This window comes from Vibrio penaeicida (assembly GCF_019977755.1).
In the GTDB taxonomy this organism is placed as follows: domain Bacteria; phylum Pseudomonadota; class Gammaproteobacteria; order Enterobacterales; family Vibrionaceae; genus Vibrio; species Vibrio penaeicida.
Genome location: NZ_AP025144.1, coordinates 1,777,308 through 1,794,022 on the forward strand (window position 1 = coordinate 1,777,308; position 16,715 = coordinate 1,794,022).

1 protein-coding gene is annotated in these 16,715 nt (G+C 49.8%); it reads left to right on the forward strand.

Annotated features, from left to right (window positions below; genetic code table 11):
- The first annotated feature begins 559 nt into the window (after nt 1–559).
- On the forward strand, nt 560–16,009 hold the full coding sequence (locus LDO37_RS08115) for a VCBS domain-containing protein (protein ID WP_224056059.1): 15,450 nt from the start codon (nt 560–562) through the stop codon (nt 16,007–16,009).
- The last annotated feature ends 706 nt before the right edge of the window (nt 16,010–16,715 follow it).

Sequence of the window (16,715 nt, forward strand, 5' to 3'; positions counted from 1 at the left end):
GTAGGCATAAAAGATAACTGACTTTATGAGATATTCTTTTGGCTTGTTTCGGAAATTAAAATTGTTTTTAATCAATTAGATGTGGGTGGGTGTTGATTCTTAGGTTTTATCAAAAAGAAAAGTTAATAATTTGAATCACAAATGAGAATGAATTCTCTATATTGAGAATATTGGTTAAATAATCATTTAATCAGTCATATGTAATTGAGTGGAAAATGGCTTGTTAGCGACATACTTGTCAATAAAGCTCTTGCTGAAACGTTCATAGTCGAAATTAATTTTCCTTAAAAAATAAACTTTAAGTTTAAATTTGGTTGTTTAATCATCGATTTAATTTCAAATTGTTTAAATTGATTTGAAATGTAATTTTAAGGTTATCAACTTTGAGAGCTGGCTCATAAAGTCTGTAGGGATTGTAAAGAGATATTGAATCAGCTGATGGGTTTTGTGGAGTTAGTTCCATATAGGTGGTAAATTATTAGATTAACTAATAAAAATCTAATGCGTCATACATTCTGGCACGTAATGATGCAACGAAACGAATAATTTTGGGGTTAGCATGGATTCTATTCAATCTCTTTTGTCATCAGCGATCGCAGGTATCAGTCAATTAATTGTTATCGATCAGGAAGGCAACGTTCGAGTTGTTCCAAAAGGAACGCCATTACTTCCAGGTGAAGTTGTTTTTGCATCAGACGATGTACAAGAACAAACCTCTCCAAAAGCAAGTATTGTTGATAATGATCAGAACTTGAATGAGTTGGAGCTTGATGAAGATATCCAAGACATCTTTGCAGCTTTAGAAAGTGGTGATGACCCGACTCAATTGGGTGATGAATTTGCCGCTGCTGCAGGTACTGCTGCTTCGGGGTCGAGCTTAACGACTTCAGGAGAAATTGAGCGAGTTGGTGCTCAGTCTATCGCGGAAACCTCTTTTGATACAGGCAGCCTAGAAAGCCAGGGGCTGTCTCGAACCCAAAGTTTAACTTTATTAGAATCCTACCGAATTTTACTTACGACAGAACCAGGTCCAGAAGGTGCGCCTACATTATCCATCCCAGAAGCTATTAACTCAGTTAATGCAGAAGAAGCACAAGATGGTGTTGATGTTCTTGTAACTGTTCCAGCAGGTACAACCATTGAAGATACAATCTTCCTTGAAGTATCAAGACCGACTGGTGGTTCTGCCTTTATAGAAGTGCCTGTTCCTGATGATTGGGATGGCTTCTCTCCAATAGTTGTTACCATTCCAGCGACGGATTTGACAACAGACGGTGATTACACTGTTACCGCTGAAGTTGTTAAACCAAATGGTGATTCAACTTCAACCAGTTCGCCTATCACCTTTGATCTTGATACTACGCCTCCATCTGCACCTATTGTAACGATTGAAGATGATCTCAACGACGACGGTTTGCTCGCGGATGATGAACTAGAAGGGCAAGTCACTGTTACGGTTAGTATCCCATCAGATGCAGAAGTTGGTGATGTGCTTTCAGTGACGGGGCAACCTGACACTATTATCACCCAAGAAATGATTAATAACGGTGCGATTTCTTTTGAGTACGATCGCCCAGAAGATGGTGATTCACTGAATATCACGGCGACGGTGACTGACCAAGCAGGTAACACCTCAGCTGAAGGCAATGATAGCGTTGTTACTGAAGATAACACACCAACTGGTGCGCCTGTTGTCCAAATATTGGACGATGCGAATGATGATGGAATCCTAACCTCAGATGAAAACGATGGGACAGTGGATGTCAGAATTACGCTTCCTGAAGGCGTTAAAGTCGGCGATACGCTAAAAATCACTGGACAACCCGATCTAATCATCAACCAAGAACAAATCGATGTTGGGTTTATTACCGTCACATACCCAGCTCCAGGTGAAAATGAAACTCTTACTGTAAATGCCACCATTACTGATACATCAGGTAATGTTTCAGCGGAAGGAACAGACTCCGTTACTGGTGAGAATATCAATGATAACCCAGTCATCGCAGATGAAAATGGGAACCCACTTGGTGACTCTCTGAGTGTGTCGACGAATGAAGATACCCAAGTTGGTGGAAGACTCACAGCGACAGATGTCGATGGTGATGTATTAACTTTTGCAAAAGGCACAGAACCCTCTAACGGCACGCTAACGGTAGATGCTGACGGAAATTGGTCTTATACACCTAACGAAAATTACAATGGTAATGACAGCTTTACTGTAATCGTAAGTGACGGTAATGGTGGAACAGATACGATAACTGTGAATGTTGGTGTTACCGCTGTTAATGATGATCCAACAGCAACAGCAGAAACAGCATCAGTCAATGAAGATGCGACGGTTAGTGGACAAATTGAAGCGTCGGATGTCGATCTCCCTGCTGATAAATCGTTAATATTTACAACAAACGAAGAAGTGAAAGGACTAACACTTAATTCAGATGGCACATATACCTTCGACGCAAGCGAATATGATGATCTGAAAGAAGGGCAAGAACTTGTTATTACAGTACCAGTTACTGTTGAAGATGACGCAGGTGGTAGTACAACGACTTCTCTTACCATTACCGTTATTGGTAGCAATGATCCTGCTGATGTGACTGCCGATGTAGCAAATTTGACGGAGTCTGACTCTGTACTTACTGCAAGTGGTCAACTTGAAAGCACTGATCCAGATGGTAATGACAACACATTTAAAGCGACCACTATTAGCGGCACATATGGTGTATTGACGCTTCAAGCAGACGGTAGCTGGAATTTTGAATCTCACACTGCATTGGATGAGCTTGGGGCGAATGACCAAGTTACAGAACAGTTTATCGTAGAAACGGAAGATGGAACGAAATCGACCATCGACATTAATATCCAAGGTACTAACGATGCTCCTTCCGTGGAGTTGCAAACACATATTTGGATACTTGAAGGTGATACATCAAAAACAGTAAAAAGTCTGACAGTAAACGATGCTGATGCAAACGACAGCCATACTTTCACTGTTCTTTCTCAACCAGACACAAGTCTGGGTGATTTTGAAATGCGTGCCGATGGCAGCTATACGTTCGTTATCACAGACACTGAAGGCGCAGATAAGCTGCCGGAAGGTTATAAGCACAATGAGACTTATCAAATTGAAGTAAAAGATTCTCAAGGTGCAACAACTATTGTTGATGTTACGGTAACGATTACTGGTACAAATGACGCTGCTGAAGTGACATCGGCTACTAAAACATTAACAGAAACCGATGGTATTGTAAGAACGAGCGGCACCTTAACGCATACAGACGTAGACGGTGCGGATGACACATTCAAAGCCGATACGATCGAAAGTGATATCGGAACGTTGTACATTCATAAAAGTGGTGAGTGGCAATTCAAATCTAGCAGTGCATACGATCACCTTGATGAAGGAGAGTCTGTAACACACACCTTCAATGTCTTTACTGAAGATGGTACCCCAACAACAGTCAAGATTACAATTGAAGGTACCAATGATGCACCGGTTGCTACCGCAGATACTGCTACAACGCTAGAAGACAATTCAGTAACCATAGATGTATTGGCTAACGATACCGATGCAGAAGGCAACCCTCTATCCATCAAAGAGGCGTCAGTTCCAGCGAATCAAGGAACAGTTGAGATTGTAGATGGGAAAATCGTATTCACCCCAGCCGAAAACTTCAATGGCGAAGCCACGATTACCTATACAACCACAGATGGAAAGCTAGATAGCGAACCTACCACTGTGAAAGTAACTGTTGAAGCAGTTAATGATGATGTAGGCGCGGTAACAGATTCAGACGGCAATGACAATACAGTTGCTGAGAATGCGAGCATTGGTACCGAAGTTAACATTACAGGTCTTGCAGTAGACGTAGATGGTCAAAGTGTTACTTATACGTTGAGTGACAATGCAGATGGTCTATTTACTATAGATCCTGAAACAGGTGTCGTTACTGTCAATGGCGCATTAGATCATGAAACTTCAGATTCTCATACTATTGAAATTACAGCCACTTCCGAAGATGGCAGTCAATCCAGCCAAACTTTCACCATTAATGTCAGTGATATTGACGAAATTGCCCCAGAAGCGCCAGGCGTGGAGATCACAGAAGATACGGATAACGACGGTCTGATCAGCAAGGCGGAGTTGGACGGTGACGTGAACGTGACCATCAGCCTGACAGGCACAGGCGCGGTGAAAGGCGATACCTTGACCGTGAACGGCACGGCTATCGAACTGACACAAGCTCACATCGACGCAGGCGAAGTGTTGACGACGGTGGATGCACCGGCGGAAGGCGCGACACTGACAGTGGACGCGACCATCACGGATGCGGCGGGCAACGTGTCAGAGAAAGGCACAGACAGTGCGAAACTGGATACCACCGCGGCGGGAGCGCCAGGCGTGGAGATCACAGAAGATACGGATAACGACGGTCTGATCAGCAAGGCGGAGTTGGACGGTGACGTGAACGTGACCATCAGCCTGACAGGCACAGGCGCGGTGAAAGGCGATACCTTGACCGTGAACGGCACGGCTATCGAACTGACACAAGCTCACATCGACGCAGGCGAAGTGTTGACGACGGTGGATGCACCGGCGGAAGGCGCGACACTGACAGTGGACGCGACCATCACGGATGCGGCGGGCAACGTGTCAGAGAAAGGCACAGACAGTGCGAAACTGGATACCACCGCGGCGGGAGCGCCAGGCGTGGAGATCACAGAAGATACGGATAACGACGGTCTGATCAGCAAGGCGGAGTTGGACGGTGACGTGAACGTGACCATCAGCCTGACAGGCACAGGCGCGGTGAAAGGCGATACCTTGACCGTGAACGGCACGGCTATCGAACTGACACAAGCTCACATCGACGCAGGCGAAGTGTTGACGACGGTGGATGCACCGGCGGAAGGCGCGACACTGACAGTGGACGCGACCATCACGGATGCGGCGGGCAACGTGTCAGAGAAAGGCACAGACAGTGCGAAACTGGATACCACCGCGGCGGGAGCGCCAGGCGTGGAGATCACAGAAGATACGGATAACGACGGTCTGATCAGCAAGGCGGAGTTGGACGGTGACGTGAACGTGACCATCAGCCTGACAGGCACAGGCGCGGTGAAAGGCGATACCTTGACCGTGAACGGCACGGCTATCGAACTGACACAAGCTCACATCGACGCAGGCGAAGTGTTGACGACGGTGGATGCACCGGCGGAAGGCGCGACACTGACAGTGGACGCGACCATCACGGATGCGGCGGGCAACGTGTCAGAGAAAGGCACAGACAGTGCGAAACTGGATACCACCGCGGCGGGAGCGCCAGGCGTGGAGATCACAGAAGATACGGATAACGACGGTCTGATCAGCAAGGCGGAGTTGGACGGTGACGTGAACGTGACCATCAGCCTGACAGGCACAGGCGCGGTGAAAGGCGATACCTTGACCGTGAACGGCACGGCTATCGAACTGACACAAGCTCACATCGACGCAGGCGAAGTGTTGACGACGGTGGATGCACCGGCGGAAGGCGCGACACTGACAGTGGACGCGACCATCACGGATGCGGCGGGCAACGTGTCAGAGAAAGGCACAGACAGTGCGAAACTGGATACCACCGCGGCGGGAGCGCCAGGCGTGGAGATCACAGAAGATACGGATAACGACGGTCTGATCAGCAAGGCGGAGTTGGACGGTGACGTGAACGTGACCATCAGCCTGACAGGCACAGGCGCGGTGAAAGGCGATACCTTGACCGTGAACGGCACGGCTATCGAACTGACACAAGCTCACATCGACGCAGGCGAAGTGTTGACGACGGTGGATGCACCGGCGGAAGGCGCGACACTGACAGTGGACGCGACCATCACGGATGCGGCGGGCAACGTGTCAGAGAAAGGCACAGACAGTGCGAAACTGGATACCACCGCGGCGGGAGCGCCAGGCGTGGAGATCACAGAAGATACGGATAACGACGGTCTGATCAGCAAGGCGGAGTTGGACGGTGACGTGAACGTGACCATCAGCCTGACAGGCACAGGCGCGGTGAAAGGCGATACCTTGACCGTGAACGGCACGGCTATCGAACTGACACAAGCTCACATCGACGCAGGCGAAGTGTTGACGACGGTGGATGCACCGGCGGAAGGCGCGACACTGACAGTGGACGCGACCATCACGGATGCGGCGGGCAACGTGTCAGAGAAAGGCACAGACAGTGCGAAACTGGATACCACCGCGGCGGGAGCGCCAGGCGTGGAGATCACAGAAGATACGGATAACGACGGTCTGATCAGCAAGGCGGAGTTGGACGGTGACGTGAACGTGACCATCAGCCTGACAGGCACAGGCGCGGTGAAAGGCGATACCTTGACCGTGAACGGCACGGCTATCGAACTGACACAAGCTCACATCGACGCAGGCGAAGTGTTGACGACGGTGGATGCACCGGCGGAAGGCGCGACACTGACAGTGGACGCGACCATCACGGATGCGGCGGGCAACGTGTCAGAGAAAGGCACAGACAGTGCGAAACTGGATACCACCGCGGCGGGAGCGCCAGGCGTGGAGATCACAGAAGATACGGATAACGACGGTCTGATCAGCAAGGCGGAGTTGGACGGTGACGTGAACGTGACCATCAGCCTGACAGGCACAGGCGCGGTGAAAGGCGATACCTTGACCGTGAACGGCACGGCTATCGAACTGACACAAGCTCACATCGACGCAGGCGAAGTGTTGACGACGGTGGATGCACCGGCGGAAGGCGCGACACTGACAGTGGACGCGACCATCACGGATGCGGCGGGCAACGTGTCAGAGAAAGGCACAGACAGTGCGAAACTGGATACCACCGCGGCGGGAGCGCCAGGCGTGGAGATCACAGAAGATACGGATAACGACGGTCTGATCAGCAAGGCGGAGTTGGACGGTGACGTGAACGTGACCATCAGCCTGACAGGCACAGGCGCGGTGAAAGGCGATACCTTGACCGTGAACGGCACGGCTATCGAACTGACACAAGCTCACATCGACGCAGGCGAAGTGTTGACGACGGTGGATGCACCGGCGGAAGGCGCGACACTGACAGTGGACGCGACCATCACGGATGCGGCGGGCAACGTGTCAGAGAAAGGCACAGACAGTGCGAAACTGGATACCACCGCGGCGGGAGCGCCAGGCGTGGAGATCACAGAAGATACGGATAACGACGGTCTGATCAGCAAGGCGGAGTTGGACGGTGACGTGAACGTGACCATCAGCCTGACAGGCACAGGCGCGGTGAAAGGCGATACCTTGACCGTGAACGGCACGGCTATCGAACTGACACAAGCTCACATCGACGCAGGCGAAGTGTTGACGACGGTGGATGCACCGGCGGAAGGCGCGACACTGACAGTGGACGCGACCATCACGGATGCGGCGGGCAACGTGTCAGAGAAAGGCACAGACAGTGCGAAACTGGATACCACCGCGGCGGGAGCGCCAGGCGTGGAGATCACAGAAGATACGGATAACGACGGTCTGATCAGCAAGGCGGAGTTGGACGGTGACGTGAACGTGACCATCAGCCTGACAGGCACAGGCGCGGTGAAAGGCGATACCTTGACCGTGAACGGCACGGCTATCGAACTGACACAAGCTCACATCGACGCAGGCGAAGTGTTGACGACGGTGGATGCACCGGCGGAAGGCGCGACACTGACAGTGGACGCGACCATCACGGATGCGGCGGGCAACGTGTCAGAGAAAGGCACAGACAGTGCGAAACTGGATACCACCGCGGCGGGAGCGCCAGGCGTGGAGATCACAGAAGATACGGATAACGACGGTCTGATCAGCAAGGCGGAGTTGGACGGTGACGTGAACGTGACCATCAGCCTGACAGGCACAGGCGCGGTGAAAGGCGATACCTTGACCGTGAACGGCACGGCTATCGAACTGACACAAGCTCACATCGACGCAGGCGAAGTGTTGACGACGGTGGATGCACCGGCGGAAGGCGCGACACTGACAGTGGACGCGACCATCACGGATGCGGCGGGCAACGTGTCAGAGAAAGGCACAGACAGTGCGAAACTGGATACCACCGCGGCGGGAGCGCCAGGCGTGGAGATCACAGAAGATACGGATAACGACGGTCTGATCAGCAAGGCGGAGTTGGACGGTGACGTGAACGTGACCATCAGCCTGACAGGCACAGGCGCGGTGAAAGGCGATACCTTGACCGTGAACGGCACGGCTATCGAACTGACACAAGCTCACATCGACGCAGGCGAAGTGTTGACGACGGTGGATGCACCGGCGGAAGGCGCGACACTGACAGTGGACGCGACCATCACGGATGCGGCGGGCAACGTGTCAGAGAAAGGCACAGACAGTGCGAAACTGGATACCACCGCGGCGGGAGCGCCAGGCGTGGAGATCACAGAAGATACGGATAACGACGGTCTGATCAGCAAGGCGGAGTTGGACGGTGACGTGAACGTGACCATCAGCCTGACAGGCACAGGCGCGGTGAAAGGCGATACCTTGACCGTGAACGGCACGGCTATCGAACTGACACAAGCTCACATCGACGCAGGCGAAGTGTTGACGACGGTGGATGCACCGGGCAACGTGTCAGAGAAAGGCACAGACAGTGCGAAACTGGATACCACCGCGGCGGGAGCGCCAGGCGTGGAGATCACAGAAGATACGGATAACGACGGTCTGATCAGCAAGGCGGAGTTGGACGGTGACGTGAACGTGACCATCAGCCTGACAGGCACAGGCGCGGTGAAAGGCGATACCTTGACCGTGAACGGCACGGCTATCGAACTGACACAAGCTCACATCGACGCAGGCGAAGTGTTGACGACGGTGGATGCACCGGCGGAAGGCGCGACACTGACAGTGGACGCGACCATCACGGATGCGGCGGGCAACGTGTCAGAGAAAGGCACAGACAGTGCGAAACTGGATACCACCGCGGCGGGAGCGCCAGGCGTGGAGATCACAGAAGATACGGATAACGACGGTCTGATCAGCAAGGCGGAGTTGGACGGTGACGTGAACGTGACCATCAGCCTGACAGGCACAGGCGCGGTGAAAGGCGATACCTTGACCGTGAACGGCACGGCTATCGAACTGACACAAGCTCACATCGACGCAGGCGAAGTGTTGACGACGGTGGATGCACCGGCGGAAGGCGCGACACTGACAGTGGACGCGACCATCACGGATGCGGCGGGCAACGTGTCAGAGAAAGGCACAGACAGTGCGAAACTGGATACCACCGCGGCGGGAGCGCCAGGCGTGGAGATCACAGAAGATACGGATAACGACGGTCTGATCAGCAAGGCGGAGTTGGACGGTGACGTGAACGTGACCATCAGCCTGACAGGCACAGGCGCGGTGAAAGGCGATACCTTGACCGTGAACGGCACGGCTATCGAACTGACACAAGCTCACATCGACGCAGGCGAAGTGTTGACGACGGTGGATGCACCGGCGGAAGGCGCGACACTGACAGTGGACGCGACCATCACGGATGCGGCGGGCAACGTGTCAGAGAAAGGCACAGACAGTGCGAAACTGGATACCACCGCGGCGGGAGCGCCAGGCGTGGAGATCACAGAAGATACGGATAACGACGGTCTGATCAGCAAGGCGGAGTTGGACGGTGACGTGAACGTGACCATCAGCCTGACAGGCACAGGCGCGGTGAAAGGCGATACCTTGACCGTGAACGGCACGGCTATCGAACTGACACAAGCTCACATCGACGCAGGCGAAGTGTTGACGACGGTGGATGCACCGGCGGAAGGCGCGACACTGACAGTGGACGCGACCATCACGGATGCGGCGGGCAACGTGTCAGAGAAAGGCACAGACAGTGCGAAACTGGATACCACCGCGGCGGGAGCGCCAGGCGTGGAGATCACAGAAGATACGGATAACGACGGTCTGATCAGCAAGGCGGAGTTGGACGGTGACGTGAACGTGACCATCAGCCTGACAGGCACAGGCGCGGTGAAAGGCGATACCTTGACCGTGAACGGCACGGCTATCGAACTGACACAAGCTCACATCGACGCAGGCGAAGTGTTGACGACGGTGGATGCACCGGCGGAAGGCGCGACACTGACAGTGGACGCGACCATCACGGATGCGGCGGGCAACGTGTCAGAGAAAGGCACAGACAGTGCGAAACTGGATACCACCGCGGCGGGAGCGCCAGGCGTGGAGATCACAGAAGATACGGATAACGACGGTCTGATCAGCAAGGCGGAGTTGGACGGTGACGTGAACGTGACCATCAGCCTGACAGGCACAGGCGCGGTGAAAGGCGATACCTTGACCGTGAACGGCACGGCTATCGAACTGACACAAGCTCACATCGACGCAGGCGAAGTGTTGACGACGGTGGATGCACCGGCGGAAGGCGCGACACTGACAGTGGACGCGACCATCACGGATGCGGCGGGCAACGTGTCAGAGAAAGGCACAGACAGTGCGAAACTGGATACCACCGCGGCGGGAGCGCCAGGCGTGGAGATCACAGAAGATACGGATAACGACGGTCTGATCAGCAAGGCGGAGTTGGACGGTGACGTGAACGTGACCATCAGCCTGACAGGCACAGGCGCGGTGAAAGGCGATACCTTGACCGTGAACGGCACGGCTATCGAACTGACACAAGCTCACATCGACGCAGGCGAAGTGTTGACGACGGTGGATGCACCGGCGGAAGGCGCGACACTGACAGTGGACGCGACCATCACGGATGCGGCGGGCAACGTGTCAGAGAAAGGCACAGACAGTGCGAAACTGGATACAGCGGTATTGACGCACCCAACAGACGATGGGAAAGCGGCCATCACGTCCGACATCACGGACGCGACCAACAGTGGTCTAAAAACCGACACCATCACCAACGACAACACCCCGGACATCACGGGTGTGACGGAAGCGGGCGCGACCGTGACCATCACGTACACGGATGCGACGGATACCGTTCGCACAGCGACCGGCACCGCGGATGCGAATGGTGTCTACACCATCGCCATCACGAACGAGCTGAAAGACGGCGCAAACAGCCTGAGCATCGCCGTGACAGATACGGCAGGCAACGAAGCGACGACCACGCAAGACGTGACGGTCGACACGAGCCACCCAACCATCAGCATCGACGCCGACTTGGCGGGCGATGACGTGATCAACGCGAGCGAGAAAGGTCAGGCGCTGACCATCAGCGGCACCACCACGAACGTAGAAAACGGTCAGTTGGTGAGCGTGACCATCGACGGCAAGACCTACACAGGTGAGGTTCAAGGCAACGTCTGGAGCATCGTGGTTCCGGCGGCGGACGTGGCGAACTTCGAAGAAGGTCTGGAAGGCATTACCGCGGACGTCAGCGACGTGGCCGGCAATGCTGCGACGCAAGCGACATCCAGCATCGAAGTGGACGCCACTGTGGCTAAACCAACCATCACAAACATTACAGACGACTCAGAAAACAGTGATTACTCTGAAGTGACTTTGCATGGTACGGGCAGTGAAGCTGGAAATACGATTGAAGTGTTTGCTAAAAATGAAGATGGTGATTATGTCTCAATTGGCACTGCAACAGTTCAAAATGATTTAAGTTGGACGCTTGATATCTCTGATATCAGCGCAACGCCTACCAATGACAACGAGTTTATGTTTGCGAAGGAAACGGATCCTGCAGGCAATGTTAGTGAGGCTTCTGATACGGTTCATTATTATCACGGTACCTATGATCCTGCTGTAACTGAGGCGTCTGACGACTACGTGCTTCTTGGCGGTGGTAATGACGAACTTAGAATGGTTTCGGACGATGACAATGATTATTTTGTTGCCGACGGCGGTGCTCATCATGATCGTGCGGTATTCACAGGGAATATTGATGAATACCAGATAAGCATTAATAGCAATGGCGAAATTGTCATCTACGAACCAACTGAGAAAGACACAAACGTCTTTAGGGAATTTGAGTCATTTAAGTTTGATGAAGAAGTTTACACAGTTGAAGACCTACTTAAACCAGAGGTGACTATTACTAGTGATACAAATAATGATGAAGTGTTGGCAGGCTCTGAGATTGGTCAAAATATTGCGTACCAGATAGATCTTCCAAAAGGAGCGACAGTAGGAACTGTCTTACTTGTTACTTTACCTTCTGGAGTACAGTCAATTACACTGTCTGAGCAGCAAATTACCAGTGGAAAAGTTGAAGGTTCCTATGTAACTCCTGCCGAGGGCAGTGATTTTGAAGTGAGCGTATCTATAACTTATCCAGATGGTTCTCAATATGGGTCTACAGATACAGTTCACGTAAACGAAGGACCTGAAGTTAACGATTTCTCTGTATCGTCAACGTCTAGCGTCTTTGACGTTCCATTCTCTAGTCATGCGACCGATACAGAAGATGATGTGGATTCAAGTAAAACAACAAGTATTGTTATTACCAGCCTTCCAGAGTTTGGAACGCTATATGTAATTAATGATGATGGTTCTAGAACCGACTTATCTGTAGGTTCAAAAGTTGATGATACCTCTAACATTAAGTATGAGCTAGATGGGAATGTTAATGCTGATTTCAGTTTTGATGCGACTGATTACCATGGCGATACCCCAATTAATGACTTGACAGAAATCGCTTTAGAAAGTGGTTTGGTGATAACTGGCGGAAGCATTGCTGATGACGGTTCCTTGATTCAGGGAACACTGAATTATCATAGCGCAGTTAATGAAAATGGCATTGGTGTAAACGGCAATGAAGTTGAAAGTGACAGCAAAGAATATATTTCTATTGATTTTGGCGATGGTACGAATGTAACTGAAGCGAATATTTCTCTTGGCAGTTTACATGACCATTACACAGATACTGATCTTGGGATTGACGCCAAGGTTCATATCGAACTCTACAAAGATGGCGTTTTACAGAAGACCGTTATAGTTGATTCGTCTAGTGATATAGAGAACTCTCAATATGTTGCCAATCTTCAATTAGATAGTGGTTTTGATGAAGTTCGTTTGACGACTACAGCTGGTCAGAATTCAAACTTCACTTTATCGAATATTGAAGTAGTTGATTCGGAAATCAATGATGAGATTGAGTATAAGGCAGTCGATTCTGATGGACAGGAAAGTGATGATACGGCAGTTGTAGACATTACTATTCCAAGCTCCGAGTCTGCACTAGAGAGAGCGCCTGTCGTTAACGGCGATGCAGACTTAGGTAACTCTGCAGAAGATAACGCTTTTGTTATTGATGCGGCTAAATTACAGTTACTGTTGAATACGGCGACGGACGAAAATCAAGACGACTTGTTTATTTCTGCTCTTTCTGTCGATGAGTCAAAAGGTGAGCTTGTTGTTACAACTAACTCTCACGGTCAAGTGACAGGTGCGGTGTTCCACCCGAACGAAAATATGTCTGCAGATGATATTAAGTTCGATTTCACTGTTAGCGACGGCAAGTTAACAGATACGGGAAGCGCGTACCTAGACGTGACCCCAGTAGCTGATGCACCAGAGGTTAATGTATCGCTCACTGGTAGTCCTACTCATGTCTACTCTGAGTTCCCTACATTTGGAATGACCTATGAAGACTTCTTACCTGAAAACTTCGATGGAACAGAGTTTGGTATAGAGAACACTCAAATTATTGATGTGTGGGGCGAGCGCTCAGGTACATCAAAGCGTGATTACGTATTTGGTGAATTCGACAATGGTGCTAGTTATTCGATATCAGGTGGTGACGGTAACGATATTCTAGTCGGTGCCAAGGATTCTAAGAATGATATCAGAGGCGATTTAGGTGATGACATCCTTGTAGCGGGCAACGGCACAGATGCGTTGTACGGCTCAAATCATTACGATCCCAATGCCAAAGATGTCGCGATACTAAAAGGCAACAGCACGGATTATGAAATCAGCAAAGGCTCTGGCTTTACCAGTAATGACCGCTGGTTCAACTTCTCTGAAGATGGAGCGAACGAAGTTAATTCATTGCATTTGCACAACATTAAGTATGTTCAGTTTGAAGATGGTATTTTTGAGCTCGACCCAGATACAGGTTCGTTGACAAAAGTTGAGCCTACATCATCTGAATACCCACTGAATATTGAAGCATCCTTAACCGATGTTGATGGAAGTGAGACGTTAACGGAGATTGAGATCTCTGGCCTTGCTCAAGGTGATGTATTGAAAGACGCCAGCGGAGCAGTCATCGGTACTGCTTCAAGTGATGGCACCATCACACTTTCTGGGCTTTGGTCTTCCGATGCAACATCGGTGACCTTATCTGGTCTGACTCTAGTAACGACGGCAACTAACGCAGCGGAAATTTCTGTAACTGCAACTTCTCAGGAAGGAAGTGACACAGCAAATACAGCCTCAGGGGATGACTCAATCGTCCTTAGTGATTTTGCTGGCGTAACAATGAGTGGCGATGGGCAAAGCAACACCACTGGTGACACGCATGACACCATTATTGGCGATACCACTGGTACTGTTGTTACTCATGGTCAGGATTATAATATTGCATTCATGGTCGATACTTCAGGTAGTGTTGGAAGCAGTAATATTGATGACATTGAAGACCAGCTAGAGGAAGTTTTTGATAGCTTGATCAACAGTGCAAAAGGTGAGCACTCCGGTACAGTTAATGTGATGTTGGTAGATTTCGATACATTGGCGCATACAAGTGTGAGTGTGGATCTTGCTGATGCAGGTGCTAAAGACAAGCTTGAAACTGTTTTAGATAGCTTGAAGTCTGGCGGCGGCACGAATTATGAAGATGCATTCACTGTTACCAATAACTGGTTTGAAACGGTGAAAACAACACATCCAGAAGCCAATAACATGGCGTATTTCATTACCGATGGTCGCCCAACTTATTACAACACGGATGTTACTAACCCTGTTGTATACAATAGACCAGGGAACTCTAATGATCGTACGTTAGATGATATTTTAAATAATGCTGATTACGTGCCGGGTCAAACCTATAGCTACGCAGGCAAGACAATTATCGATACGCACGGAAAAGTATACAGTTATACGTCGGGCTACCACTATGGAACGTTCCAAGGGTTCATGAGACCTGATGGAACGGGAAAGCATGAGTTTGTGCAGATAGCTGGTCGCGGATCCTACGCAGACAGTGCTACCCTTTCACAAGCTGAGCTTGGGTTCGAAATGCTCGAAAGTAACGGTGTAACGGTGGAAGCAATTGGTATTGGCAGTGGCTTGAATGAAGATCAGTTAAAAGATTTTGATTCAGATGGTAACGTGCAAACCAATGTAGATGCAGATGATTTAGCTGAAGCCATCCTTGGTACTTCAGAAGATAAGCTTCCAGGTGCCGATACCATCTCTGCCGGTAGAGGTGACGACATTCTATTTGGTGATTCTATGCACATGTCTGGTGTATCTGCACAGGGTTACGAAGGCATAAAAGAGTATGTGGCAGGCAAACTCAATGTAGCGGAAGTGTCTGATGCGCAAGTGCATAATTACATCACCGAAAACATTGGGGAGTTCAATCAGTCTACGGATAATGATAAAGCTGATCACCTACATGGGAATGAAGGTGATGACATAATCTTTGGTCAAGGCGGTAATGATTACCTATATGGCGGCGACGACAACGATACATTAATTGGTGGACTAGGAAGTGATATCCTGACTGGTGGTGACGATTCAGACGTCTTTAAGTGGGTTAACTCCGATTTAGATGGCAGTACAGATAGCATTACCGATTTCCACATTAATGAAGGAGACAAGCTTGATTTGAGTGATTTGTTCACTGACTTATCTGAAAATGAAGTGTCGTCTATGCTGGACCAAATAAAAGGCACAGTGAATGGCGATGATGATCATTCAAGCATAACCGTCGATAGAGACGGAAGCTCGGTGACGATTGACTTTGAAGGTGTATCAGCAACGGATCTTACTAACAACTTGAGCACGATACTTCTTATTAAAGATGACTAATCAATAAGTAGAATCTTTGTATGTACTTTAAATGCCGGGGCTAAAGCCTCTGCATTTTTACCTATACCCAAGTAACCTCAAGATGCTAGGTTCAGCGAGAGTTAACTGGCTTTCAGGCAAGGCATCGATTTGAAGATCTAGTTATTCTAAATCAAGAATCGGTAACGCAGTATGAAAGCCAGTTAAACTCGCCCTTGGGAGCCCATATTCTGTCCCATTTCATTGTCAAAGAACTTGGAAAGGACTCGTCATTCCACTGCGTCCTTCTCCTTGAACTGGAACAGACTATGAGGCTCTGAATCCTGCATTTTGAGGTCACTTGGGTATATAAATCGACAACAACTAAGTGACTTAATTTAATTAACGAAGTATACGTAATCGTTATTTTTCATCGAGAATGCGATTTAGTTAATTTTGGGTGCTTTAATAAAAGCAATTTATATAAATCCATTTTCATTTTCTCTTATCCTAAAGACGACACCATTATTCTTAATTGCGCTATCAGAATCCCACGCTTTTCCATTCTCTCTCATTTCAATCTTCAATATCGGATAGAATTTAAGCCTTAAAAAACAAATGGATATAAATATTTTTCTATAGGTTTCTATTTGTTTTTTTGACTTTTTACGCCGATTTCACTGCGTTGACAATATTCCTAATAGGTCGCATTGTTTTGTTAAATGGTCATTTAATAAAAATCCCAATC

Bases quoted from the DNA above. Each gene is read 5' to 3' on its own strand.
- LDO37_RS08115 (WP_224056059.1), top strand. From the start codon at position 560: ATGGATTCTATTCAATCTCTTTTGTCATCAGCGATCGCAGGTATCAGT.